Source organism: Mesorhizobium xinjiangense (assembly GCF_009749525.1).
In the GTDB taxonomy this organism is placed as follows: Bacteria; Pseudomonadota; Alphaproteobacteria; order Rhizobiales; family Rhizobiaceae; genus Mangrovimarina; species Mangrovimarina xinjiangensis.
Genome location: NZ_WOAC01000001.1, coordinates 128,872 through 154,512 on the forward strand (window position 1 = coordinate 128,872; position 25,641 = coordinate 154,512).

The following is a 25,641-nucleotide window of genomic DNA, read 5'->3' on the forward strand; positions in this document are numbered from 1 at the left end:
CCTCCCTTGAAGTGATTAGGACATCCCGAACGCCTGGGTTGAAAAGTCGAAGCGCAGCGTCAACGACCCTTCATTGATCATCCACGGCCGGACCTTGAAGTTGCGGGCCCCGGACCTGTGCATCGGATCGGCTCTAGCAATCTCGATCGCCGCTTCGCGCGAAGCGGCCCGAATGACGACGAGACCTTCGCCTTCCCAGCTCTGTTCGTCATCGGTCCACATCGGGCCGGCAGCGAACATGATGCCTTTGCGCTCGAGCTCGACCTGGAATTTGAGATGTTCCTCCAGGTTCGCGAAGACTGCGCCCAGCCCGTCGGTGGGGGTGGTGAAAATGGCGTAGAGCTGCATTTGCAGCATCGCCTTGCTTGCTTCCTTCACCCCTGCGGCAGGCACCGATTTGAGGTCGTCGGCGTCGCTCATGTCGCACCTCCCATTCTCAGCTCATTTGCGTTAGCCGGCTTTCCTGCGGGCAATTTCCGCGCGGATTTCCTCGCCGTGCTCATCGAGCATCGGCGGCGGCACGACTTCGCGCTGCGGGCTGTTGTCGAAATTGTAAGGCGCGCGCACGGTGGTGAAGGTACCTATCTCAGGATGTTCGGCGGAAACCTTGATGCCGAGATGCGCCGCCTGGGGATCTTCCAGCGCCTCGTTGGAATCATAGGCCGGCGAATAAGGCACCTCCGCCTCTTCGAGCAGCCGGCACCATTCGTCGCGAGGCTTCGTCCTGAAGACGGGCGTGAAGTGTTCGATCAATTCGTCCTGATGATCGATGCGGGCAAGGCGTTCGGAAAAGCGCGGATCCTCGTTGAGCTGTTCCTGGCCGGTCGCTTGCAGAAGGCCGTCCCAGAACTTGGCGGGCGAGGAGAGGTGGAAGGCTATCCACTTACCGTCGCTGCATTCGAAGGTGTAGGACTGCGACACGACCGGACGCGACAAAGGCCCCATGACCTCGCCGACCGAGAAATAATGCGTAAAGCTGTCCAGGTTGAAATGCGCCATGGCCTCCAGCATGGAGATGTCGACGCGCCTGCCCTTGCCGCTTTTGGTGCGCTCCAGAAGGGCGGCGAGGACGGCCATCGCCGCATACTGGCCGGTGACGGCGTCGGCAATCGCCGGCCCGATGACACGCGGCTTCACCGGCGGCGTCAGCAGCCGCAAATAGCCGCTCGCCGCCTGCGCCACGCTGTCATAGACCGGCCGGTCGCGCGCCGGGCCGGACGTTCCAAAGCCGGAGATCGCGCAATAGACGAGCGAAGGGTTGATCTTGCGCAGATCCTCCTCTCCGACACCGAGTTTCTCGGCGACGCCCGGTCGGAAATTCTGGATGAACACATCGGCGGTGGAAATAAGGTCATACAGCGTGCCGCGATCGCCGGGATCCTTGGTGTCGAGGGCGATGGAGCGCTTGTTGCGGTTATAGGTCTGGAAATGCGGCGAGTAGAGACCGCCCTTGAAGGCGCGGAACGGATCGCCCGTTCCCGGGCGTTCCACCTTGATCACATCGGCACCGAGATCGGCCAGATGCATGCCGGCGGCCGGACCCGTGATGTATGTTCCAAGCTCGACGACGCGCACGTCCTTGAGAATTTTCACCATGGGTATCGTCAGTCCTTCTTGCTCTCGCGGCCCGAAAGAGCGCCGTCATAGCCGATGGCCAGATCAGCCTTGTGCGACATGATGAAACCGATCGGCCGCTGCTGTTCCTCGTAGAGATGCGCCGAAAGCCCCGCCGCACGCGCCAGCAGCGGCACGGCCTTGAGGGCCTCGAGCGGCCAGCCGGCATCGAGGATTGTCGCCGGGATCGCCCCCGAAACGTTGATCGGCAGCGGACGCTCGATAATCGTGGGCGCGTGGCGGGCAAGGATGTGCAGCGTCTCGATGTGTTTTCCCGAGATGGCGAGTTCGCCGGCAACGGCAAGAAGACGGTTTGCGCGTGGATCGCCCGAATTGTGCTGGGGATGGCCGAGACCGGGCACCTTTTGCCGTCGCGCCTTCAGTTCCTCGAGGCTGGCGATCGCCGCCGTCTCGATATCGCTTCCTTCCGCCTCTGCACTGGCGATGATTTCGGCAAGGTAGCGCCCCGCCGATTCGGAGCTGCCCGCCACCACGCTGCCCATGCCGAGCAGGCCGGCGGCCATCGCGCCCTGCCAGGCATCCGGCCCGGCCGCGAGCGTCATCCGCGCCGCCTGCACGGAAGGCACCAGCCCGTGCTCCGCGATGGCGACCAGACAGGCATCCATCATCTTGCGCTGCATGTCCGTCGGACGGGAGCCCATGACGAGAAGCCAGAAATAGTCGGTGAAATCGATCTTTCCGATCAGGTCCTCGCATAGGTCCTCGCCGCGGACCGTGATGGTGTCCGCGTCCGAGGTGGCGATTGCGGTGAGGGCGTTGTCTTGTTTGCCAATGCGCATGTTACAACTTTTCGCTATCCGAAAAACTTTTCACTTGTCGAAAGATTATGGAGCGACTACGCTCGCGTCAAGATAAAAACCCGCCCATCCCGTTCTCCGGGAAGGCCAGCACGTCCGAGCGGAGGAGAAAAATGCCCGACATCAATCAGTTCACGATCACGCAGGCCGTGAAGGATTCTTTTCGAACGGAGCCGGGCAGCCGCTTCGAAAAGCTGCTGCACGGCCTGATCGACCATCTGCATGACTACACGCGTGAAATGAACCTCACCCACGAGGAATGGATGGGTGTGCTGAACTTCCTCTATGACTGCGGGCAGATCTCCACGCCGGAGCGGCACGAATATATTCTGCTCTCCGACGTTCTCGGCTTTTCGGCGCTGGTCGACATGATCAACACGCGCGGCGGTGCGACCGAAGGCTCCAACCTGGGCCCATTCTATCTGGACAACGCGCCCCGCATGAAGCTCGGCGCCGATCTGGGCGACGGTCGCGAAGGAGCCAAGGTGCTGGTCCACGGCAAGGTGACGGACATTCTGCACAAGCCGCTGCCGGGGGCGGTGGTCGACACCTGGCAGGCCGATTCGTCGGGAACCTACCCGATCCAGGAACAGGAGCACGGGCAGGACAAATACGACCTGCGCGGCATCTTCACGACGGACGACGAGGGCCGCTACTACTATACGACCGTGTTGCCGAAGCCTTATACCGTTCCCTATGACGGGCCGGTCGGCAAGCTCCTTCGCGCCGGCGACAGGCACGCATGGCGCGCCGCCCATCTTCACTACATCGTGCGCGCGCCCGGTATGCGTTCCATCACCACGGAAGTCTTCTTTGAAAACGCCGAATATATCGACGCCGACGCGGTCTTCGGGGTCCGCAATTCGCTGGTTGCGAAAGTCAAGCCGGCCAAAGACATCGAGGGGCTGGGCTTCGAACTCGATGGCAAGCCGGATGCGTTGATCGAATACGACTTCGTGCTTGCCCCGCAAGGCTGATGACGATGCTGACGCCGCCCAAGGAGACGAAGGACGACCGCCCCGCCGAATTCGTGGAGGCGCTTGCCAAAGGCCTGGCCATCCTCGAATCCTTTGACGAGAGCCACCCCGACATGACGCTGAGCGAGGTCGCAAAGCGGGTGAACCTGTCGCCGGCAGCGGCCCGCCGCAGCCTGCTGACGCTCAAGGCGCTCGGCTATGTCGGTCAGGAAGGCAAGCGATTTCATCTGCGTCCGAAAGTCATGGCGCTGGGATCGGCCTTCTATTTCTCGGCGCGCATCGACGAAGTGCTGCAGCCGGATCTGCGTTCGCTGGTCGAGCGCTTTGGCGATGCCTCGTCGGTGGCGACGCTGGACGGCCATTCGGTCATCTATGTCGCGCACCACTCGCGCCAGCGTGCGCGCCGCGCAGCGGCGGTGGCCGGCGCCGCCTATCCGGCATTCGCCACCTCCATGGGCCGTGTCCTGGTCGCGGCCAAGCCGGACGACGAACTCGACGATTGGCTGGAGACGCTGGAGCCGGTAGCGCTCACCTCCAAGACCTGTCTCGACAAGGCCCACCTGCGCGAGGAACTGATGCAGGTGCGCGAAAACGGCTATGCGACCACGGTCGACCAGCTCGATTACGGCATCACGGCGCTCGCCGTTCCCGTGCGGGATTTCGAGGGCCGGACGATCGCGGCGATCAACAGCTCCGGCTACACCGGGCTGGTGACTCCGGAAAAGCTGGTCGCGGAGCGATTGCCGGAACTGCGCGCCACGGCATCTCACATCGCAAGCCAGCTCGGCCGCTACCCGGTCCTGGCGAACGTGCTGCGCAACTGACGCGCGGCGACTGCGTGAACCAAAGAAGAAAAAGGGAGGAATGAACATGTGCAGGCTATGTGACCCAGAAATGGCGGGATGGCCGCATCCGACACGGCGTCATGTTCCCCAGATGGTGGCCACGGGCGGGGGTGGAGGCGGAGGCGCTGCCGGCATCGGCAGCGTCTCCGCACAGGCGGCAGCCGCGGCGACCATTCCCGAAGGCCTCGCCGACGGCAGCAGGCAAATCCTCATCAAGGGCGGCGCGGTGCTTTCCATGGACGATGCCGTCGGCAATTTCGCGTGCGGCGACGTCCTGATCGAGAACGGCCTGATAACGCAGGTCGCCGCCCATATCGATGCGCCCGATGCGGCGGTGATCGACGCTGCCGGCAAGATCGTTATGCCGGGTTTTATCGACACGCACCACCACCAGTTCGAGACGGCGCTGCGCAGCCAGTTGGCGCACGGCATTCTCGTCAATGACGGACGCCCGGTGAATGCGTCGAACTACTATGAAACGGTCCTTCAGACCTTCTCGATGGTCTACCGCCCCGAGGACGTCTATATCAACGAGCTCTTCGGCGGGATCGCACAGCTCGATGCCGGTGTCACCACGGTGATGGACGTTTCGCAGATCCATCACAGCCCCGAGCACTCCGACGCCGCGATAGAAGGGTTGCGCGATGCCGGTCGACGCGGCGTGTTCGGCTATTTCGAGGGCTGGGGCGAGCGCGCCCGCTATCCTGAAGATGCACGCCGCATCAGGAAACAATGGTTCTCCTCGGACGATCAGATGCTGACCATGGTGATGGGCGGCGAGATCTATCTGCCGGGTTATGAGAAGGCATGGGAGGTGGGCCGCGAGCTGGGGCTTCCGATCGCGCTTCACGTGGTCGGCACCTTCGGCATGCAGCCGACCTTCGATGAAATCGGCGCCAAGGGCTGGTTCGGCGAGGACAACATTTTTATTCACATGACCGGCATGTCGGAGGACGGCTGGAAATACGCGTCCGACGCCGGCGCGCACGTGTCGCTCGCCGTGCCGATTGAAATGCATATGCGTCACGGGACACCGCCGATCCAGAAGGCGATCGACCGCGGCATGGGGATTTCGCTCTCCTCCGATGTCGAATGCACGATGACGGCGGACATGTTCACCCAGATGCGCTCGCTGATGACCTTGCAGCGCATGTTCGTCAACGAGGCCGCGCTGGCGGGCAAGGAGGATTATCCCGAGCTCATGCAATGCCTCGACGCGATCCGCCATGCCACGATCGAAGGCGCCAGGGGCCTGAAGCTCGACGGCGTCACGGGAAGCCTGACGCCGGGCAAGGCCGCGGACGTGATCCTGCTCGATGCCGAGGCGATTAATGTCGCCCCGCTCAACAATGTGCCGGGCGCGGTCGTCACGCTCATGGACCGCACCAATGTCAACACGGTTATGGTCGCCGGCAAGGTGAAGAAGTGGCAAGGCCAGCTTCTCGGCTTCGATATCGAGAAGCTGCGCCGCGAGTTGGAGGCCAGCCGCGACTATCTCTTCGAAAAGGCCGGCATAGAAAGGAACCTGTTTCGCGCGTGAAAGCCGAGAAACCGGCAACGCCGGCGGCGGGCAGCCTGACCCCGACTGCCCCTCGCTCCTTGAGCAATACCTCCTTCACCAATGCCAATGCTCAGTGAATTTCGGGGTAGTGCTTGAGCGGTATGTCGTCGTCGCGGGGCGACACTGTTTGCCGCTCGATCATCCGGTGGACGCGCGGCGATTCCGGGCCCTTGTGGAGCTTGCGCAGGATTTCCGTCACCTCGGCGTCGGCGCGCGTGCGCCGCTGATTATGGCGGACATACTCGACCCAGGTCGGAACATGATAGCTCTCCGTCCATTGCTCAGGATGCTCGAGGTCGCGCAACAGGGCCCATTGCCTCGCTCCATCGCGGATACGGATGCGGCGCCGACGGGCCATGGCGGCCAGGAAGTCGGGCACGTCGTCCTGATCGACAACATAATCGACCATGACCATGATCGGTCCGCTGCGCGCCTTCAGGTCCAGCTTTAGCGCCGGTTCCTTGAACTTGTTGAGGGGGTCGAGGTCGAGCGAGCTGAAGGCTGGAACGGCGAAGAGCAGTCCGACTGCCGAGCAGAGCATCAAACCCGCGGCCGCGCCGATCAGGGCCACGGACGGCCCTTGTCCGTCGGCGACCGCGCCCCACAGCCAGCTTCCTATGGCCATGCCGCCGAAGGTTGCGGTCTGGTAGATTGAAAGAGCGCGCCCGGCCACCCAGCGCGGCGTCGACAGTTGGACCGTCACATTGAACAGCGACAGTGACAGCACCCAGCAGGCGCCGGCGGGCAGAAGAAGAAGATGGCTAAGCACCACATTGCGGCTGACCCCCAGCGCGCCGATGCTCAGGGCAAATACAAGGCAGGCAATTCGGACGATGGTTTCATTGCCAAGGCGGGCGCGGATCTGCGCGTTGGCAAATGCGCCGATAATCGCTCCGGCGCCGAAGGCGCCAAGCAGTCCACCATAGGTCAGCGCGCCAGCAGCGAGGATGTCGCTTGCCACGATTGGAAGCAGCGCCAGAACCGCCACAGCCGATAGCCCGAACAGAAAGGCGCGAAACAGCACGATCAGCAAGTTGGGCGACATCGAAACGTAACGCAGGCCCACAGAGATTGCGCTCAGAAAGTTTTCGCGCGGCAGATTGCGCGCCGGGTAGTTCGGGCGCCAACGACCGAGAAAGTAGATGAGCGGCAGATAACTGAATGCATTGATTGCAAATGCGATGGCCGCGCCCGCCACGGCCACGATCAGACCGCCGATTGCGGGACCGATGCTTCGCATGAGGTTGAACCCCATGCTGTTCAGGATCACCGCAGCGGGAATATCGTCGCGCTTGACGATGTCACCCATCGACGCTTGCCATGAGGGATTGTGGAGTGCCGTTCCGCAGCCGATGAGGAAGGTGAAGGCGAGCAACAGCCACGGCGTGATTGATCCGATATACACTGTCAACGCAAGGGCAGCGGACGTCACCATCATGGTTATCTGGGCCGCAAGCATGACGCCACGCCGGTCGAAATTATCGGCGAGCGCGCCCGAAGCGAGCGAGAAAAGCATGATCGGAAAGGTCGTCGCGCCTTGGACGAGAGCGACCATGCCCGGCGAATCGGTGATCGTCGTCATCACCCAGCCGGCCGCGACCGCCTGGATCAGCCCGCCGAGATTCGACACCAGGGTTGCACCCCAGAGGTAGCGAAAATTCCTGTTCTCGAACGGTGCGAAGGTGGGAAGCAACGACTGGCGCTCGTATTCACAAGGTGATTGCGCCGGAGCTTAGAACCTTTCGCGGCTGAATTGAAACAGTCCTCTTCCACTACGCGCCAAGTTGGCCTTGAGGTGGAACTGCCCCCTCCACAGGCAGGCTCGCCCTGCCTTCATTTCTGGAAACGCCATGGAGGCCATCGCGTCCGTTTTGGAATTCTCACAATGAACTTTCCGCTCAAGGCGCCTCCTCCTCGGCATCGACTGTCGCTCCTTCCGGTTCCCCATCGCTCTCCCCGCTGCCTCAGGGCTGTGAATCCAGATCCAATGACGATTGGCGGATAGCGAAACGCGTTGCCTTGGCTGTGGCAAAGCGCCCGGCATTGCATGGGGCTATCGCAACAGCACCCTCTGTGCCAGAAAGCCCGCCGGAGGTATCGACCATGTCTGAAACCGCAGCCGAATTCCTCGATGTCGACGGCGACCGGATCGCCGTGCGGCGGCGCAACGGGCGTGCACCCGGCCTCGTCTGGCTCGGCGGCTACCGCTCGGACATGCTTGGCACGAAGGCCGAGACGCTCGATGCCTGGGCGCGCGAGACCGGCCATGGTTCTGTCCGGCACGACTATTCCGGCCACGGTGAATCCGGCGGCGCCTTCGAAGAGGGAACGATCTCGCGCTGGCTCGGCGAAAGCCTCGCGGTCTTCGATAAATTCACGGAAGGACCGCAGATCCTCGTCGGTTCGTCGATGGGCGGATGGATCGCGCTGCGCATGGTCCAGGAGCTCAACCGGCAGGGCCTGGGCGAGCGCGTCGCCGGCCTGATCCTGCTTGCTCCGGCGCCCGATTTCACGATCGAGCTGATGGAGCCGCAACTGAGTGAGGCGCATCGCCGCGACCTGGCGGAAATGGGCTATTTCGAGGAATATTCGGACTATTCGCCCGACCCGAATATCTATACGCGGGCGCTCTTCGAGGACGGGCGGGCAAACCGGGTGCTGGACGGCATCATCGAGACGCATTGCCCGGTGCATATCCTGCAGGGCATGGCGGACCCGGACGTGCCATACGCGCACGCGCTCAAACTGGTCGAGCACCTGCCGGCCGACGACGTGACAATGACGCTGGTGAAAGACGGCGATCACCGCCTGTCGCGACCGCAAGACCTGGAGCTTCTGACGCGCAGCGTCGCGGCGATGGTCGAACAGACCGGCTGAGCAAGCCGGACCGAGACCTAGTCGAGAAGCCAGCGAAAGGCGCGGCGCAATTCGTCCGCGCCATTTTCTTCGTACCAGCGGCCATGGGCGATGACGATGCGCTCGGGGTCCCACGCAATCATCGTTTCGATGGCTGCTTTCAATTGCGGCCTGTGCTTGGCAAATGTCAGCCGCATGTCGCGCGGCATCTGCCCGTCCGGATCCTGAACGCCGCCCAGCCGGGTGAGCCAGCGCATGAGGATCGAGCCCACCTTGCGCGGCTCGAAATTCTCGATCAGGTCGGTGAGGATCAGCGTACGGCTTGCGCGATGAAAGAAGACGAACTCGGTCATGTAGCTGCCCGCCACGGCAAGCGTGGCGATTTCCGCATCCCACGGATATCCGCCGTCGCTGCCAAGCGCGCGATAATCGAAATCGATGCGATCGCCGGCCTGCTCCTCGATGCGCGGAGCGAGATAGACGTCGGCCTGCGCAAACGCGGCGCGCCATTCGGGGATCCACCAGTAATGAATGCGGTTCGGGCCGATGAGCCAGCGCGGAGATCCCACATTCTCGACTTCCGCCTTGAGTTGCGGCACCAGAGACGTGGGCGAATGGACGAAGAGTGTGCCGTCGGAAAGGCGGATCACCGTCATTCGGGTCGGGAACGACATTTTGGGCCACGGCATGCCGAAGCGGATGATCGGCCCGTCGACGATCCACAGATTGTCGGCCACGCCCTTCAGGGTGTTGAGCGGCGGATAGGTGGCCTGCCCGTCATCGGGCATTTCTTGCCCCGCTACGCCGATTGTGGAGCCACACGGCCTTGATCGCGATGCCCGCCAGGACCGACGCCGCGAAGGCGTAGCGCAGCAAGCCGACGACCGCAGCGCCGGTGCCCGTTCGCGGCGGCATCGTCGCCACGCCGACCCAGAACCACACCGACAGGCCCAGAAGAAGGACCGCCGCCACGGCAAAGGACTTCCAGCCCGGCAGCCATATCAAGAGCAGAAACGGCAGCGCGACAAAGACGAGAAAGAGAACGATCAGAATGTCCATGACACCCCGCCCCTACCACAAAGCCGTCGAACATGTCCGGCCTGTTTCGACATAGCCGTCGCCTGACGCAACTCCGCTCACGCGGCAAGCCAGTTCGAATGCCCGGCGAAAACCGGTCATTGTCTTTTGGCCGCAGAAGTGGCTTGTGTGAACCGAACAGCATCGAAGGGCCGGCCCATGATCGATCCGACCACACTGATAGCATATGTCGCCATCGTGCTTGGCTTTGTCTTCATTCCGGGTCCGGCCACGCTGCTCACCGTCGCGCGGGCGACGAGTTCAGGCACGAGGGTCGGCATCGCGACCGGCGCCGGCATTGCGGCGGGTGACGTCGTGCACACCTTCATGGCGATCGTCGGCATTTCCGCGGTCATCGCCGCCTCGGCGCTGCTGTTCAGCATCATCAAATATATCGGCGCAGCCTATCTCGTTTATCTCGGCATTCGTGCCATTCTCGACAGAACCCCGGTAAATCCGGCAGCCGGTGGCGCGCTTCCCATCTCGGCGGGCAAGGCATTCCGGCAAGCGATCCTGACCGAGGTCCTCAATCCGAAAACGGCGCTCTTCTTCCTCGCCTTCCTGCCGCAATTCGTTCGGCCGGAAAACGGATCGGTCGTGCTTCAACTGACGGTCCTGGGCGTCGTCTTCGTCCTGCTGGGCCTCGTCAGCACGGTGATATTTGCCGTGTGCGCGGGCCGTCTCGGCACTCTCCTGCGCCGCCACCCGGTCGTGCTGCGATGGCAGGGCCCGGTGATCGGATCGGTCTATTGCGCCCTGGCCGCCCGTCTGGCGCTGCAGGAACGCTGATCCCACTCACGCAAAGCGCCTGGCGCCTGCAACGCAAAGCACGATGAGCACGGTGACGGCGATCATCGTCCAGGCGACCGGCTCGCCGAGGAGCATCCCGGCCAGCGCAAGTCCGAAGAAGGGCTGCAGAAGCTGCAACTGCCCGACGCCGGCAATGCCGCCGAGCGCCAGCCCGCGATACCAGAAGACGAAGCCGACCAGCATGCTGAAGACGGAGACATAGGCGAGCCCGATCCAGGCCGGCGCCTCGACCACGCTCCAGTCCACCGGAAGCGTCGCCAGCGCCAAGACCACCATCACCGGGAGCGCAAGCAGCAGCGCCCAGGAAATGACCTGCCAGCCGCCGAGCCGCCGCGACAGCGCAGCGCCCTCGGCATAGCCGAGACCGCACAGAAGGACAGCCGCGATCATCAGAAGATCACCCGTCAGCGAGCCGGGACCGCTCTCGGCCAGCGCAAAACCGGCAACCAGCAGGCTGCCGGCGATCGAAAACAGCCAGAACACCGGCTTCGGCCGCTCCCCGCCGCGCAACACGCCGAAAATCGCCGTGCAAAGCGGCAAAAGCCCGATGAAAACGATCGAATGCGCCGAGGTGATGTGCTGCAGTGCCAGCGCCGTCAGCAGCGGGAAGCCGATGACGACGCCCAGCGCGACGACGCCGAGAGACACGATGTCGCCCCGTGCCGGGCGCTTCTGTCGCAGCCCCCAGAGCAGGGCCAGTCCGAGCAGTGCGGCAACGACCGCCCGCGCCGACGTCAAGAACAGCGGCGTGAAGCCGCCGACGGCCACGCGCGTCGCCGGCAGCGACCCGCTGAAGATCATCACACCCAGGAGCCCGCTGCCCCACCCTGCCGTCGTCGCCTTCATGACACCTCCAGTCCTCGTCGGTTTGGTAGCCGGGCGAGGCTGGCGCGGACAGATACACTTCAGTACAATTGCACCAAACTGTATTGGCCACGATTACCATACAGTTATCGGAGAACGACGATGGCGCAGGCGGAAACGGCAACACGCACGGGTGCGGTGATGAACGCGGTGCGCACCAGGATCGCCGGCCGCGCGCTGGCCAGCGGCGACCGGCTGCCCTCGATCCGCGCCTTCGCCGCGACGATGGGTGTTTCGCCTTCGACCGTGGTCGAGGCCTATGACCGCCTTGCCGCCGAGGGGCTGATCAGGGCCCGGCAGGGCTCCGGCTTCTATGTCGCGAACGCCGCACCGCCGCTGGCGCTGGCCGAGATCGGCCCGAAGCTCGACCGGGCGCTCGATCCCTTCTGGGTCTCGAGGCAGTCGCTCGATGCCGACGCTGGGGTGGCCAAGCCCGGCTGCGGCTGGCTGCCGGCCGACTGGATGCCTAACGCCGCGATCCGCCGCGCCATCCGGCGCGCGGCCAGAGCCGACGATGCGCTGCTTGCCGACTATGGCGCGACGCGCGGGCCGTTGGCGCTGCGCCGCCTGCTGGCGCGCCAGTTTGCCGGCGAAGGCCTGGAGGCGAGTCCGGACCAGATCCTGCTGACCACATCGGGCACGCAGGCGATCGATCTCATTTGCCGCTTTCTTATCAGGCCCGGCGACGCTGTGCTCGTCGACGATCCCTGCTACTTCAATTTCCAGGCCCTTCTGCGCGCCCATCAGGCGGTGATCGTCGGCGTTCCCTACACGCCCGCCGGGGCGGATGTGGAACGCTTTGCCGAAGCCGTGGCAACGCATCGTCCGCGCCTCTACATCACCAACTCCGCGCTTCATAATCCAACCGGCGCGACCCTCTCGCCGCAGGTCGCCCACCGGTTGGCGAACATCGCGGCCGCGCATGACGTGACGATCGTCGAGGACGACATATTCGCCGACTTCGAGCCCGAACCGTCGCCGCGCCTCGCCGCGCTCGACGGCCTGTCGCGCGTGATCCGCATCGGCAGCTTCTCCAAGACCCTGTCGGCCTCGATCCGCTGCGGCTACATCGCCGCCCGGGCCGACTGGATCGACGCGCTGATCGACTTCCAGGTCGCGACCAGCTTCGGCGGTGTCAGTCCTCTGGCGGCCGAACTCATCCTGACGGCCCTCGGCGACGGCAGCTACCGCAAGCACATGGAGGCGCTGCGCCAGCGGCTGGCGCGCGCCCGGCGCGACACGGCGGCAAAGCTTATGAGGCTCGGTATTGTGCCCTGGCTGATGCCGCGCGGCGGGTTCTATCTCTGGTGCAGCCTGCCCGACGGCCGGGATGCGGCGTCGCTCGCCCGTGCCGCGCTTCGCGAGAATGTCGTGCTGGCACCCGGCGACGTCTTCAGCATCTCGCAATCGGCCTCAAGCTTCATGCGCTTCAACGTCGCCCAAATGGGCGACGACCGGGTGTTCGCCGTGCTGGAGCGCGCCTTGTCGAAAGCACAAGAACAGGGTTGAGCGAGACGGCGAGGCCGGCACAACGAAGCCGGACCCCGCGCAATGCCGTGCAACTGAATCTGGGGCACCCATGGAGCCTCAGAAATCCAGCGGCGCGTTATCCACCACCTCCTTCATGACGAAGAAGGTGCGGGTCTGGCGCACACCCGGCAAGCCGATCAGCTGGTCGCCATGCAGCCGGTTGAACTCGGCCATGTCGCGCACCCTGATCTTGAGAAAATAGTCGAAATCGCCGGCCACCAGATGGCAATCGAGCAGGAAGGGCAGGCGTCGTGCGGCCGCCTCGAAGGCAGCGAAGCTTTCCTTCGTCGACCGGTCGAGCACGACGCCGACCATCACCAGTGCGCCGCGGTCGACGCGTTGCGGATCGATCTCGGCACGCACGGCGCGCACATAACCCTCGGCAAAGAGCCTCTGCGTTCGACGATGGCAGGTCGCCGGGCTGATGTTGGCACGCCTGGCAAGCTCGGCATTGGCCATCCGCCCGTCACGGCCGAGCAGACGCAGGAGCTTCATGTCGATCCGGTCGAGGTCAGCGGGCATGGAAGAATCTTTCTATTTGCTGCAATGATTGATCGATTATCATCATCTTGCCGCCATCGCCGCATATCATTGTATTACAAAAGCTCGAACTTCGAGAGCACTTTTCGCAGGCTCCACGGTAGTATCCGCGCAAATCGCCAACCGGAGCCCACGACCCATGCTCGAGAAATTTCCCCGTTATCCACTCACCTTCGGTCCGACGCCGATCGAGAAGCTGGACCGCCTTTCGGCCCATCTCGGCGGCGGAGTCGAGATCTATTCCAAGCGCGAGGACTGCAATTCCGGTCTCGCCTTCGGCGGCAACAAGCTGCGCAAGCTCGAATATATCGTGCCCGACGCGATCGCCTCTGGCGCCGACACGCTGGTGACGATCGGCGGCGTTCAGTCGAACCACACGCGGCAGGTCGCCGCCACCGCCGCCAAGATCGGCATGAAATGCCGGCTGGTGCAGGAAAGCTGGGTGCCGTTTCCCGATGCCGTCTACGACCGCGTCGGCAACATCCTGATGAGCCGGGTGATGGGCGCCGATGTCGAACTCGTCGACGAAGGCTTCGACATTGGCATCCGCGAAAGCTGGGAGAACGCCATCGAGGACGTCAAGGCGAAGGGCGGCACACCCTATGCGATCCCGGCCGGCGCCTCGGTCCATCCGCTGGGCGGCCTGGGCTTTGTCGGCTTTGCCGAAGAGGTGCGGGCGCAGGAGGCCGAGCTCGGCTTCACCTTCGACTATGTGGTCGTGTGCACCGTCACCGGGTCGACCCATGCCGGAATGCTGGTCGGCTTCGCCATGGACGGTCGGCAGCGCAACGTCATCGGCATCGACGCCTCCGCAACGCCGGCCCAGACCAAGGCGCAGGTGCTGGAGATCGCCCGCAACACGGCGGAGCTGGTCGAACTCGGGCAGGAAATCGCGCCGGACGACGTCGTGCTGAACGAGGATTACGCCTATCCGGCCTATGGCGTGCCGTCGGACGACACCAACGCGGCGATCCGGCTTGCCGCGCGCCTGGAAGGCATGATGACCGACCCGGTCTATGAGGGCAAATCGATGCAGGGCCTGATCGATCTCGTCGGAAAGGGGTTCTTTCCCGCCGGCTCGAAGGTGCTTTATGCCCATCTCGGCGGCGTGCCGGCGATCAACGGCTACAGCTACCTGTACCGAAACGGATAGCGCGCGTTCGCTTCAAACGGGGACGTTTGAAGCAAAGATATGCGCGCCAGATCAATATGCTGGAACATGTACCTTTCGCTCAAACAGTTCCGTTTGAGCGGGACATGTTCTGGCGCTCTGGCGCATTTTCTCCTGCTATTTCAATCATCTGACCGGTTTTCGCCGGCTCCGCCTTGAATCCTCAAAATGCCATTCCCATTTCGAAATGGTGCAGACCGGCCGGAATGCCCCCTGAACAGAGGAACGGGAGAAAATGAACACACATGCATTGATCAGACCGGCATGGACGCCGGCGACCATTGCGCTGATGGTGCTCGGCTTCATGGTGTTCTGGCCTCTTGGTCTGGCCATGCTAGCCTACATCCTGTGGGGCGATCGGCTTGAGATGTTCAAGCGCGACGTCAACCAGGCGACGGACGGCTTCTTTGCTTCCTGCCGCCACCGCGGGCGCCATCATCGCCGCCACCGGGGTTACAGCCATACCGGCAACGTTGCCTTCGACGAATGGCGCGAGAAGGAACTGGAACGCCTGTCCGAAGAGCGCCGCAAGCTCGACGAGATGCGCGAGGAGTTCGACTCCTATATGCGCGAGTTGCGCCGGGCCAAGGACCAGCAGGAGTTCGACCGCTTCATGAAGGAGCACGAGCGCCGCAAGGACGACAAGCCGAACGGCGATTCCTCGACCGACCTCGTCGAGGAGTGACCCTTCTCACATCGGTGAGAATATTAAACGGCGCCGTTCCCCCGGCGCCGTTTGCTTTTATATGATCCCATTCGGGCGCTATTCGGCCGCCTCGCTCGGCCGCGGCGCGGCGCCCAGGATGTCGGCGTCGACATGGCTTTCGAATTTCTCGAAATTGTCGATGAACATGCCGACCAGCTTCTTCGCCTGCACGTCGTAGGCGGCCTTGTCGGTCCAGGTCGAGCGCGGGTCGAGAATGGCCGCGTCGACGCCGTGGACCGTGGCCGGCACGGCGAAACCGAAATTCGGGTCGGTACGGATCCCGGCCTGTTTCAGCGAACCGTCGAGAGCCGCCGACAGGAGGGCGCGTGTCACCCGGATTGGCATGCGCGAGCCGGTGCCGTAGGCCCCGCCGGTCCAGCCGGTATTGACCAGCCAGCAATCGACTTTGTGCTCGGCGATCAGTTCGCGCAGCAGATTGCCGTATTCGGACGGATGGCGCGGCATGAAGGGGGCGCCGAAGCAGGTCGAGAACGTCGCTTCCGGCTCGGTAAGCCCCTTCTCCGTGCCCGCCACCTTGGCCGTGTAGCCGGACAGGAAGTGGTACATCGCCTGCGCCGGCGTCAGCTTGGCGATCGGCGGCAGAACGCCGAAGGCGTCCGCCGTCAGCATGATGATGTTCCTGGGATGCCCGGCCCGGCCCGTATCGGAGGCATTGGGGATGAAATGAAGCGGATAGGCGCAGCGCGCGTTTTCGGTCAGCGATCCGTCGTCGAAATCGGGCACGCGGGCCTCGTCGAGCACGACATTTTCCAGCACCGTGCCGAAACGGCGCGTGGTTGCGTGGATCTCAGGCTCGGCCTCGGCCGACAGCTTGATCGTCTTGGCGTAGCACCCCCCTTCGAAGTTGAAGATGCCGTCCTTGCCCCAACCATGCTCGTCGTCGCCCAGAAGCGTGCGCGCAGGATCGGCCGAAAGCGTCGTCTTGCCGGTGCCCGAAAGGCCGAAGAACACGGCCGCATCACCCGATGGCCCGACATTGGCCGAACAGTGCATCGGCATGACGCCGCGCCCGGGAAGCAGGTAGTTGAGCACCGTGAAGACGGATTTCTTCATCTCGCCGGCATAGGACGTGCCGCCGATCAGCACCACCATGCGCGACAGGTCGACGGCGATCACCGTCTCGCTGCGGGTGCCGTGGCGCGCCGGATCGGCCTTGAAGGTGGGCAGGTCTATGATGGTGAGCTTCGGCAGAAAGCTCTCGAGTGCCGCCGTCTCGGGCCGGATCAGGAGGTTGCGGATGAACAGGGCGTGCCAGGCGTATTCGCAGACGACGCGCGCCGGCAGGCTGTTTTGCTCATCTGCTCCGCCGATCAGGTCCTGGACGAACAGGTCGCGACCGCGCGCGTGCTCGCGGAAATCGGCGAACAGCGCGTCGAACTGCTCGCGCGTGAAGGGGGCGTTGTTGTCCCACCAGATCTCGTCGGCCGTGTTGTCGTCGCGCACGACGAATTTGTCCTTCGGCGAGCGGCCCGTATGCTGGCCGGTCAGTGCGACGAGAGTGCCATGCGCCGACAGGCGCGCCTCGCCGCGCCGGATCGCCTCCTCATAGAGATCGGCAGCGCCGAAATTGTAGTGCACGGTGCCCAGTTGCTCGAGGCCCGCACTTTCAATCCCGCATGCGGGATTGCGCTTGCCGATTTCTTCCATTCTCCCAAACTCCAGTCTTGTTCCTTATGGATGCCGGACAAACCGGCGCTGTGGACCGAGGTCCGATGACAGTCGACATCTAGGGGAGAAACAGAAAAACCTTTCATTATCAAATATTTAATCGATTAAAAATTTTGAAAAACTTTTAAATCGTTTAAAGATGCGTCCGCTGGACGTACCTTTGGCGGGGCGGCGCGACGACCCGGCGCGCGGGTTGCGCGAGGCCGGAGGCGAGACGATGTGACACGGGCCATGGCATATGCCACATTTTGTACCCAATTTGTCCGCCAATACCGCGTCTGCCTGAACCACGAAGGGACGCGCGCTCATGAGGGAAACGCTCGACATGGCTACAATCGCTCTGGTGGACGACGACCGCAACATCCTCACCTCGGTCTCGATCGCGCTCGAATCCGAAGGCTACCGCGTGGAGACCTACACAGATGGCGCATCGGCGCTCGAGGGGTTTGCGGCGCGTCCGCCCACGCTCGCCATCCTCGATATCAAGATGCCGCGCATGGACGGGATGGAACTGCTTCGCCGGCTGCGCCAGAAGTCGGATATGCCGGTCATCTTCCTGACCTCGAAGGATGACGAGATCGACGAACTGTTCGGCCTCAAGATGGGTGCCGACGATTTCATCCGCAAACCGTTCTCCCAGCGCCTGCTGGTCGAGCGGGTCAAGGCGGTGCTGCGCCGCGCCAATGCGCGCGAAACGGCGGCCAAGTCGCCCAATCAGCAGGCACGCTCGCTGGAACGCGGCCAGTTGGTCATGGACCAGGAGCGCCACACCTGCACCTGGAAGGGCCAGCCCGTCACGCTTACCGTGACCGAATTCCTCATCCTGCATTCGCTCGCCCAGCGCCCCGGCGTGGTCAAAAGTCGTGACGCGCTGATGGATTCGGCGTATGACGAGCAGGTTTATGTTGATGACCGGACGATCGATAGCCATATCAAGCGACTTCGCAAGAAGTTCAAGGCTGTCGACGACGAGTTCGACATGATCGAAACGCTGTACGGGGTGGGGTACCGGTTCCGCGAGGTGTGACCGCGCGGCCGGTTGGCCCGGGTGAGAGATGGTAGCGGAGACCAGAAAACCGTCGATGAACGGCGGCGCGGCGTCGTCGCGGGCGCGCTCCATCATGCGCCCCTTCACGGTGCCGCTGCGCCGGTTCTTCGGCCATCACGTCTTTTCCAGCCTTACGCGCCGCATCCTGATCCTGAATCTGGCGGCGCTCGGCATGCTGGTCCTGGGCATTCTCTATCTCAACCAGTATCGCGACGGCCTGATCGAGGCGCGGGTGGAAAGCCTGATGACACAGGGCGAGATCATCGCCGCGGCCATCGCCGCCTCGGCGACGGTCGAGACCGACACGATCACCGTCGATCCCGAAAAGCTCCTTGAGCTGCAGGCCGGCCAGAGTATCGCGCCCGGCACCGAACAGCTCGAAAGCCTCGACTTTCCGATCAACCCCGAGCGCGTGGCCCCGGTTCTCAGACGCCTGATCTCGCCGACGCGCACCCGCGCGCGCATCTATGACCGCGACGCCAATCTGCTTCTGGATTCGCGCCATCTCTATTCGCGCGGTCAGATCCTGCGCTACGACCTGCCGCCGCTGGAGGGGGCCGAACCGGGACTGTTCGATCAGGCGAAGAAATACGTCATCGGGCTGTTCAGACGCACGGACCTTCCCGTCTACAAGGAACAGCCCGGCGGCAATGGGGCCGCCTATCCGGAGGTCATGAACGCGCTCATGGGCAGCCCCGGCTTCGTCGTGCGCATCAGCGAGCATGGCGAGATGATCGTTTCGGTCGCCGTGCCCGTGCAGCGGTTTCGCGCCGTCCTCGGCGTCCTGCTCCTGTCCACCCAGGGCGGCGACATCGACAAGATCGACATGGCGGAGAAATTGTCGATCCTGCGCGTCTTCGGCGTCGCCGCACTGGTCTTCGGCATCCTGTCGATGATCGTCGCCTCGACGATCGCCAACCCGCTGCGCCGGCTGTCGGCCGCCGCCGTGCGGGTTCGCCGCGGCATCAAGAACCGCGAGGAGATCCCCGATTTCTCGCACCGCCAGGACGAGATCGGCAATCTGTCGACGGCACTGCGCGGCATGACAAACGCGCTCTATGCGCGCATCGAGGCCATCGAGAGCTTTGCCGCCGACGTGGCCCACGAATTGAAGAACCCGCTGACCTCGCTGCGCAGCGCCGTGGAGACCTTGCCGCTCGCCAAGACCGAATCCTCGCGCGAACGCCTCCTGGAGATCATCCAGCACGACGTGCGACGCCTCGACAGGCTGATCACCGACATCTCCGACGCCTCGCGTCTCGATGCCGAACTCGCCCGCGAGGACGCCGGGCGCGTCGAGATGCGGAAATTCGTCGAGGACCTGGTGGCGATCTCGCGCGAGGCCGGACATCACAAAAAGCCGGTGCAGATATCCCTCAATATCGACAAGCCGGTCCAAACCGCCAAGGGCTTCACCGTCACTGGCCACGACCTGCGGCTGGGCCAGGTGATCACCAATCTGATCGAGAACGCCCGCTCCTTTGTTCCCGACCAGGGTGGCCGCATCGATGTTTCGCTGGCCCGCACGGCCGGCTTTGTCACCGTCGCCGTCGAGGACAACGGCCCCGGAATCCGGGCCGAGAACATCGACCGCATCTTCGAGCGCTTCTACACCGACCGCCCGTCATCGGAAGCTTTCGGACAGAATTCGGGCCTCGGCCTGTCGATCAGCCGCCAGATCGTCGAGGCTCATGGCGGCACGCTGACGGCCGAGAACATCGCCGGCTCCAAGCCGGGCGACATCCGCGGGGCACGCTTCATCGTCAAACTGCCGGCGGAAAGCTAGAGCAGCATGCGAACCGCACACATGAACAACCGCCATGCGACATGCGTCGTCCTGGGCGATCGCGGCGTCATGATCGAAGGTGCGCCAGGCTCGGGCAAGACCACCCTGGCCTTCGCGCTGATCGAGCGCTGCCTGGCCTTCGGGCACGGCGCGGCCTTCGTCGCCGACGACCAGGTGCTGGTCTGCGCCGTCAACGGCCGGCTGGTCGCCGCCGCCCCGCCGAACATAGCCGGAATGGCAGAACTGCACGGGCTGGGCATCGTCGGCGTCGACCATGCCGGGCATGCCGTCATCGACCTGGTCGTGACCCTGACGGACGGTCGGGCCGAACGCATGCCGCCCGCCCGCACCGCCCCATGCTGCGGCGTCGAACTGCCGCACCTGGAACTGCCGGCGCGAAGCGCCGAGGTCGCCGGGCGGCTGATCCTCGGGCAATTGCGCAAGCACGCGCCGCGGCCGCGAAACGCGGCTCACGTTGCGTGAACCGCACGAATGACGCACATTCCACGAAAATTGGGCTTGTCAACGGATTTTGCGTCGACAAGATAGCGCTCCTGTTGCAAGGGGCCGGAGCCAGCCGGCGAAGATGCCAGATTGTGTACAGTCGCGAATGAGCGACGACGGGAGCCACGCACGCATGATCGGACTCGTGCTCGTCACGCATGGAAGGCTGGCGGAGGAATTCCGCCAGGCCGTCGAACATGTCGTGGGTCCGCAGGAACATTTCGAAACGGTCGCCATTGGTGCCGAGGACGATATCGGGCAGCGCCGTCACGATATCGTGGAAGCCGTGCGCCGGGCCGACACGGGGGCCGGCGTCATCATCCTGACCGACATGTTCGGCGGCACGCCCTCCAACCTGGCGATTTCGGTCATGGATCCCGAGCGCGTCGAGGTCATTGCCGGCATGAACCTGCCGATGCTGATCAAGCTGACCAGCGTGCGCACCACCGGAGACATGGGTGCGGCGCTGGAAAGCGCGCAGACGGCGGGGCGCAAATACATCAACGTCGCCAGCAAGCTCCTGAGCGGCAAATGAGCGTCGAGCCTGCAACGTCGGACGACGGCGCGCTGCGCCGCCGCATCGAGATCGTCAACCGGCGCGGGCTTCATGCGCGGGCCTCGGCGAAATTCGTCCAGACGGCCGGCGGTTTCGATGCCGACATAACGGTCGAGAAGGATGGCGTCGAAGTCGGTGCGACATCCATCATGGGACTGATGATGCTGGCCGCGAGCCCCGGAACCGCCGTCACGGTGACCGCCAGGGGGCCGGAGGCGGCCACCGCCCTGGAGGCGCTGGCGGTGCTGGTGGCCAACCGTTTTGGCGAGGAGTGCTGACCGGTCGGCCGATCGCCACGCCCATATGCACGAATAAAGATTTCCTTATGTCTTGTTGCCGGAGCGCGCCCGATCTGTTAGGGAAGCCCCCGATTGTCCCGCACGGCGGTGCGGGCTGTGTTCACTTGAACTCGAACAAAAATACGTCTGGAGGCGAATTCCATGTCTGAGAAGTTGGATTATGTTGTGGCCGATATCGGTCTCGCGGACTGGGGCCGCAAGGAGATCGACATCGCCGAAACCGAGATGCCGGGCCTGATGGCCTGCCGCGAGGAGTTCGGCGAGGCGCAGCCGCTCAAGGGCGCACGCATCACCGGCTCGCTGCACATGACCATTCAGACGGCCGTTCTCATCGAAACGCTGAAGGCGCTCGGCGCGGATGTGCGCTGGGCCTCGTGCAACATCTTCTCCACCCAGGATCATGCCGCCGCGGCCATCGCCGCGACCGGCACGCCGGTCTTCGCGGTCAAGGGCGAGTCGCTCGAGGATTACTGGAGCTACACCGACCAGATCTTCCAGTGGCCGGGCGGCGAACCTTCGAACATGATCCTCGACGACGGCGGCGACGCGACCATGTACATCCTGGTCGGCGCGCGCGCCGAGGCCGGCGAGGACGTGCTGTCCAAGCCCGAGTCGGAGGAAGAGGAAGTGCTGTTCGCGCAGATCAAGAAGCGCATGGCTGAGACGCCCGGCTTCTTCACCCGCCAGCGCGAAGCGATCAAGGGCGTGACCGAAGAGACGACCACCGGCGTCAACCGGCTCTACCAGCTGCAGAAAAAGGGCCTGCTTCCCTTCCCGGCCATCAATGTCAACGACTCGGTCACCAAGTCGAAATTCGACAACAAGTATGGCTGCAAGGAATCGCTGGTCGACGGTATCCGCCGCGCCACCGACGTCATGATGGCCGGCAAGGTCGCCGTGGTCTGCGGCTATGGCGATGTCGGCAAGGGCTCGGCCGCCTCGCTCGCCGGCGCCGGCGCGCGCATCAAGGTCACCGAGGTCGATCCGATCTGCGCCCTGCAGGCGTCGATGGACGGGTTCGAGGTCGTCACCCTCGACGACGCTGCTCCGACCGCCGACATCGTGATCACCACGACCGGCAACAAGGACGTCATCACCATCGATCACATGCGCAAGATGAAGGACATGGCGATCGTCGGGAACATCGGCCATTTCGACAACGAGATTCAGGTGGCCGCCCTGCGCAATCTCAAATGGACCAACATCAAGCCGCAGGTCGACATGATCACCTTCCCCGACGACAAGCGGATTCTTCTGCTGTCGGAAGGCCGCCTGCTCAACCTGGGCAACGCGACGGGTCATCCGAGCTTCGTCATGTCGGCGTCATTCACCAACCAGGTGCTGGCGCAGATCGAGCTGTGGGCCAAGGGCGAGCAGTACAAGAACGAGGTTTATGTGCTGCCGAAGCACCTCGACGAGAAGGTGGCGCGGCTGCATCTGGACAAGCTCGGCGTCAATCTGACGACGCTGTCGGAAGAACAGGCCTCCTATATCGGAGTGACACCGAAAGGTCCGTTCAAGCCGGAACACTACCGCTACTGATTTGCTGTCAGCAGACTACAATATATAGATGCCGGGCGATTGACATATCGCCCGGCATTATTTTGTGACGCTGCCTTCTTCACGCCGATTCGCCGGCCCGGTACAGTAGGGTGATTCGCTTTGACGGGCGTCCTGCGGCGGGATCGCCCGGCGCATCGGCCCGAAAATCGGAATCGGTTTTCGGAAAGCATGATGCGTCGGCGCCAAGTGACAGGGCGTCCATTGTGCGTCCGAATGGACGCATGGCGCCCCAGAAGCGCGACGCAGCCGGGCGGCGACACGACGTCCGGCGGAGAGGAAGAGGGCATGCGAGGAAGAAACCCGCGGGATTCGGGGATCGGCGGGTGTTCGGCAAGACGCCTGGGGGAGAAGCTGCGATGCGCGCCTGACAGGCGGTTCGCGGCTGCCTTTTCGCCGTTTGCCGCAGCAGCCATGCTGACAGCCTCGCCCGCCCGCGCGGCCGAAACGGCAGTCGGCGCAATCGCCGGCGGCTTCGGCGCCTCCGAGGTCATCCAGGTGGCGACCTTCGCCGGTGTCATGAGCGCCGCCATCCTGTCGGCCATCTGGCTCATTCGCGAGCGTGGCCGCGTGGCGGCCGAAAATCTCGACCTGCGGGCGCGCATCGCCGAACTCAATGCCTCGGTGCAGCGCTCCGAAGCCCTGTTCAACCTCAAGGACAGCCGCCACGTGGTGTGGTCGAACGACCATCGCAAGCCCACCGTCGCCGGCTCGCTGGGCGACGTGCCGGGCGTTCCCGAGGAGCGGGCGACCTTTCTCGCCTTCGGCCGCTGGCTGCAGCCGCAATCCGCCGCCTCGCTCGAAAATGCCGTGACAGCGCTGCGCGAACGCGGTGCCCCGTTCGATCTTGTCGCCGAAACGATCGCCGGCGGGCTGGTCGAGGTGCAGGGCCGGCGCGCCGGCGCGAGCGCCGTAGTGCGCTTTCTCGGCCTGACCGAGCGGCGCAAGGAGCATGCCCGCCTCAAGCTCGACCATGCCCGGCTCATGGCGCATCACGAAACCATGCTTGCCCTGCTCGATACGCTCGAAACGCCGTTCTGGCTGCGCGATCAGGAGGGCCGCCTCGAGCACGTCAACCAGGCCTATGCCATCGCGGTGGAGAGCGGGACGCCGCAAAAGGCGACCGAGATGCAGCGGGAATTCCTCGATGCGCGCGCCCGCACGGCGATTACCCACAGCCATGCCGTCGATGCGATCTTCGACGAGACCGTTTCCACGGTGGTCGGTGGCGACCGCCGCTTGTTCGCCGTCACCGACGTCAAGGGCAGCCAGGCCTCGGCCGGTCTCGCCATCGACCGCAGCGAGGTCGAGGCGCTGCGCAGCGAACTCGAACGGATGCAGAGGAGCCACGCCGACACGCTCGATCAGCTGACGACAGCGGTCGCGATATTCGACGCCGAGCAGAAGCTGCTGTTCTTCAATCATGCCTTCCAGGAACTGTGGGAACTCGATCCGGGCTTCCTGGCAAGCAAGCCCGACAACACGCTGCTGCTCGACCGGCTGAGAAGTGCCGGCATGCTCGCCGAGCAGCCCGAATGGCGCCGCTGGAAGGAAAACGTGCTGGCCGCCTACCGCTCCGCCGAGCGCGTGGAGCATCTGTGGCATCTGCCCGACGGGCGCACGCTGCGCGTCATCGCCAATCCGCATCCGCAAGGCGGCGTCGCATGGGTGTTCGAGAACCTGACCGAGCGCTTCGATCTGGAAAGCCGCTACAACGCCGCCATGCGCGTGCAGGACGAAACGCTCGACAATCTGGCCGAAGGCGTCGCCGTGTTCGGCTCGGACGGAAAAATCCGGCTTTACAATCCCGCCTTCATCTCGCTCTGGCGCCTGGGGACCGACGATTTCGACCCCGAGACCCATATCGCCGCCATCAGCCGGGCCTGCGAGCGCATCGCGGTGGACAATCCGTGGCCGGTCTTCGTCGCCCAGGTGACCGGTTTCGACGACGAGCGCCACGAGCAGCACGGTCAGGTCGAGCTGGTCGACGGCACGATCCTCAGCCATGCGCTCATCCCGCTGCCCAATGGCCAGGTCATGCTGACCTTCGTCGACGTGACCGACAGCGTCAATTTCGAGCGCGCCCTGCAGGACAAGAACGAGGCCTTGCAGAAGGCCGACCGGTTGAAGAACGAATTCGTCCAGCACGTCTCCTACGAGTTGCGCTCGCCGCTGACCAACATCATCGGTTTCACCGAGCTTTTGACCATGCGGGAAACGGGGCAGCTGAACGACCGGCAGCGCGAATATGTCGACCATATCGGCTCGTCCTCCTCGGTGCTCTTGACCATCGTCAACGACATTCTGGACCTGGCAACCGTCGATGCCGGCATCATGGAGCTCGACTATGGCGAGGTGCCGGTCGCCGGGACGGTCGACGCCGCCGCCGATCTTATCGCCGAAAAGCTGCGCGAACATTCCATCAGGCTCGCCATCGACACGCGCGAGGCGCCCGCCTCCATGCAGGCCGATGAAAACCGTCTGCGCCAGGTCCTGTTCAATCTCTTGAGCAATGCGGCCAATTACGCGCCCGAGCATTCGACGATCGAGTTCGTCTGCCGCCAGGAAGCGGACGGCGTGACCTTCATGGTGCACGATGCCGGTCCCGGCATGCCGCCCGAAATCCTCGACATCGCCTTCAAGCGCTTCGAGCCGCGCGCCAATGGCGGGCGCCATCGCGGCGCCGGCCTCGGCCTTGCCATCGTCAAGAGCTTCGTCGAGCTGCATGGCGGCACGGTGAAGATCGAAAGCGGCGCCCATATGCGCGGTACCCGCGTCACCTGCCGCTTTCCGCTCGCTCCGGTGGGTGCGAGGGCGGCGGCGGAGTAGC

24 protein-coding genes are annotated in these 25,641 nt (G+C 63.9%); 15 read left to right on the forward strand and 9 right to left on the reverse strand.

What is annotated here, in order from left to right; all coding sequences use genetic code 11:
• Nucleotides 1-15: 15 nt before the first annotated feature.
• Genes GM909_RS00685 through GM909_RS00695 form a run of 3 tightly spaced genes read right to left on the reverse strand, consistent with a single transcriptional unit; the run spans nucleotide 16 to nucleotide 2,414 of the window.
• Nucleotides 16-420 carry a YciI family protein gene (locus GM909_RS00685; RefSeq protein WP_157014267.1) on the reverse strand — a complete coding sequence of 135 codons (405 nt, stop codon included), beginning with the start codon at nucleotides 418-420 and terminating at the stop codon, nucleotides 16-18.
• Between the two features lie 30 nt (nucleotides 421-450).
• Entirely contained in the window at nucleotides 451-1,596 is a 1,146-nt protein-coding gene (locus tag GM909_RS00690; RefSeq protein WP_157014268.1) for a CaiB/BaiF CoA transferase family protein, read from the reverse strand.
• A gap of 8 nt (nucleotides 1,597-1,604) precedes the next feature.
• Nucleotides 1,605-2,414, reverse strand: coding sequence for a citryl-CoA lyase (locus GM909_RS00695; RefSeq protein ID WP_157014269.1), 810 nt, complete (start codon nucleotides 2,412-2,414; stop codon nucleotides 1,605-1,607).
• A 131-nt stretch (nucleotides 2,415-2,545) separates the two neighbouring features.
• On the opposite strand from GM909_RS00695, the gene GM909_RS00700 reads away from it, so the two are divergent.
• The 3 genes from GM909_RS00700 to GM909_RS00710 all read left to right on the forward strand — a co-directional run bounded on the left by GM909_RS00700 (nucleotide 2,546) and on the right by GM909_RS00710 (nucleotide 5,794).
• Entirely contained in the window at nucleotides 2,546-3,409 is an 864-nt protein-coding gene (locus tag GM909_RS00700) for a dioxygenase family protein (RefSeq protein WP_157014270.1), read from the forward strand.
• Complete coding sequence (locus GM909_RS00705; protein WP_235911540.1) at nucleotides 3,409-4,233, forward strand: IclR family transcriptional regulator domain-containing protein; 825 nt, start codon at nucleotides 3,409-3,411, stop codon at nucleotides 4,231-4,233. The genes GM909_RS00700 and GM909_RS00705 overlap by 1 nt, the downstream gene beginning before the upstream one ends.
• Before the next feature lie 70 nt (nucleotides 4,234-4,303).
• Nucleotides 4,304-5,794, forward strand: coding sequence for an amidohydrolase family protein (locus GM909_RS00710; protein WP_235911542.1), 1,491 nt, complete (start codon nucleotides 4,304-4,306; stop codon nucleotides 5,792-5,794).
• A 91-nt stretch (nucleotides 5,795-5,885) separates the two neighbouring features.
• On the opposite strand, the gene GM909_RS00715 is transcribed toward GM909_RS00710, so the two are convergent.
• Nucleotides 5,886-7,508: an MFS transporter gene (locus tag GM909_RS00715; RefSeq protein WP_157014271.1), complete on the reverse strand. Its 1,623-nt coding sequence runs from the start codon at nucleotides 7,506-7,508 to the stop codon at nucleotides 5,886-5,888.
• 410 nt (nucleotides 7,509-7,918) lie between these two features.
• Between GM909_RS00715 and GM909_RS00720 the strand changes: the two genes are divergently transcribed.
• Entirely contained in the window at nucleotides 7,919-8,692 is a 774-nt protein-coding gene (locus GM909_RS00720) for an alpha/beta hydrolase (protein WP_157014272.1), read from the forward strand.
• 17 nt (nucleotides 8,693-8,709) lie between these two features.
• Here the strand turns inward: GM909_RS00720 and GM909_RS00725 are convergent, their stop codons facing one another.
• Together GM909_RS00725 and GM909_RS00730 are read right to left on the reverse strand one after the other, a co-directional pair.
• On the reverse strand, nucleotides 8,710-9,459 hold the full coding sequence (locus tag GM909_RS00725; RefSeq protein WP_157014273.1) for a DUF4336 domain-containing protein: 750 nt from the start codon (nucleotides 9,457-9,459) through the stop codon (nucleotides 8,710-8,712).
• Nucleotides 9,449-9,730, reverse strand: a complete 282-nt coding sequence (locus GM909_RS00730) for a hypothetical protein (RefSeq protein ID WP_157014274.1) — start codon at nucleotides 9,728-9,730, stop codon at nucleotides 9,449-9,451. The genes GM909_RS00725 and GM909_RS00730 overlap by 11 nt, the downstream gene beginning before the upstream one ends.
• 177 nt (nucleotides 9,731-9,907) lie before the next feature.
• On the opposite strand from GM909_RS00730, the gene GM909_RS00735 reads away from it, so the two are divergent.
• Complete coding sequence (locus tag GM909_RS00735; protein WP_157014275.1) at nucleotides 9,908-10,537, forward strand: LysE family translocator; 630 nt, start codon at nucleotides 9,908-9,910, stop codon at nucleotides 10,535-10,537.
• A 6-nt stretch (nucleotides 10,538-10,543) separates the two neighbouring features.
• On the opposite strand, the gene GM909_RS00740 is transcribed toward GM909_RS00735, so the two are convergent.
• Nucleotides 10,544-11,404, reverse strand: coding sequence for a DMT family transporter (locus tag GM909_RS00740; RefSeq protein WP_157014276.1), 861 nt, complete (start codon nucleotides 11,402-11,404; stop codon nucleotides 10,544-10,546).
• A gap of 120 nt (nucleotides 11,405-11,524) precedes the next feature.
• Here GM909_RS00740 and GM909_RS00745 point away from each other — a divergent pair, with 120 nt between their 5' ends.
• A complete protein-coding gene (locus tag GM909_RS00745; RefSeq protein ID WP_235911544.1) occupies nucleotides 11,525-12,931 on the forward strand; it encodes an aminotransferase-like domain-containing protein in 1,407 nt (468 codons plus the stop codon).
• A 78-nt stretch (nucleotides 12,932-13,009) separates the two neighbouring features.
• Here GM909_RS00745 and GM909_RS00750 read toward each other — a convergent pair whose 3' ends face one another.
• Nucleotides 13,010-13,474: an Lrp/AsnC family transcriptional regulator gene (locus GM909_RS00750; RefSeq protein WP_157014277.1), complete on the reverse strand. Its 465-nt coding sequence runs from the start codon at nucleotides 13,472-13,474 to the stop codon at nucleotides 13,010-13,012.
• A 157-nt stretch (nucleotides 13,475-13,631) separates the two neighbouring features.
• On the opposite strand from GM909_RS00750, the gene GM909_RS00755 reads away from it, so the two are divergent.
• Together GM909_RS00755 and GM909_RS00760 are read left to right on the forward strand one after the other, a co-directional pair.
• Nucleotides 13,632-14,645: a 1-aminocyclopropane-1-carboxylate deaminase gene (locus tag GM909_RS00755; protein ID WP_157014278.1), complete on the forward strand. Its 1,014-nt coding sequence runs from the start codon at nucleotides 13,632-13,634 to the stop codon at nucleotides 14,643-14,645.
• Between the two features lie 253 nt (nucleotides 14,646-14,898).
• Nucleotides 14,899-15,348 (forward strand): DUF2852 domain-containing protein, encoded by a 450-nt coding sequence (locus GM909_RS00760; RefSeq protein ID WP_157014279.1) that lies wholly within the window; start codon nucleotides 14,899-14,901, stop codon nucleotides 15,346-15,348.
• Between the two features lie 78 nt (nucleotides 15,349-15,426).
• Here the strand turns inward: GM909_RS00760 and GM909_RS00765 are convergent, their stop codons facing one another.
• Complete coding sequence (locus GM909_RS00765; RefSeq protein WP_157014280.1) at nucleotides 15,427-17,037, reverse strand: phosphoenolpyruvate carboxykinase; 1,611 nt, start codon at nucleotides 17,035-17,037, stop codon at nucleotides 15,427-15,429.
• Nucleotides 17,038-17,383: 346 nt separating this feature from the next.
• On the opposite strand from GM909_RS00765, the gene GM909_RS00770 reads away from it, so the two are divergent.
• From GM909_RS00770 to GM909_RS00800, 7 genes are all read left to right on the forward strand, one after another.
• Nucleotides 17,384-18,085, forward strand: a complete 702-nt coding sequence (locus GM909_RS00770) for a response regulator transcription factor (RefSeq protein WP_157014281.1) — start codon at nucleotides 17,384-17,386, stop codon at nucleotides 18,083-18,085.
• A gap of 55 nt (nucleotides 18,086-18,140) precedes the next feature.
• Entirely contained in the window at nucleotides 18,141-19,892 is a 1,752-nt protein-coding gene (locus tag GM909_RS00775) for a sensor histidine kinase (RefSeq protein ID WP_235911546.1), read from the forward strand.
• A 21-nt stretch (nucleotides 19,893-19,913) separates the two neighbouring features.
• Entirely contained in the window at nucleotides 19,914-20,375 is a 462-nt protein-coding gene (locus GM909_RS00780; RefSeq protein WP_198174069.1) for an HPr kinase/phosphorylase, read from the forward strand.
• A 154-nt stretch (nucleotides 20,376-20,529) separates the two neighbouring features.
• Nucleotides 20,530-20,931 (forward strand): PTS sugar transporter subunit IIA, encoded by a 402-nt coding sequence (locus GM909_RS00785; RefSeq protein WP_157014284.1) that lies wholly within the window; start codon nucleotides 20,530-20,532, stop codon nucleotides 20,929-20,931.
• Nucleotides 20,928-21,230 (forward strand): HPr family phosphocarrier protein, encoded by a 303-nt coding sequence (locus GM909_RS00790; RefSeq protein WP_157014285.1) that lies wholly within the window; start codon nucleotides 20,928-20,930, stop codon nucleotides 21,228-21,230. Before GM909_RS00785 ends, GM909_RS00790 begins: the two co-directional genes overlap by 4 nt.
• A gap of 162 nt (nucleotides 21,231-21,392) precedes the next feature.
• Nucleotides 21,393-22,793, forward strand: coding sequence for an adenosylhomocysteinase (ahcY, locus tag GM909_RS00795; protein ID WP_157014286.1), 1,401 nt, complete (start codon nucleotides 21,393-21,395; stop codon nucleotides 22,791-22,793).
• A gap of 306 nt (nucleotides 22,794-23,099) precedes the next feature.
• Nucleotides 23,100-25,640, forward strand: a complete 2,541-nt coding sequence (locus GM909_RS00800; RefSeq protein WP_157014287.1) for a sensor histidine kinase — start codon at nucleotides 23,100-23,102, stop codon at nucleotides 25,638-25,640.
• The last annotated feature ends 1 nt before the right edge of the window (nucleotide 25,641 follow it).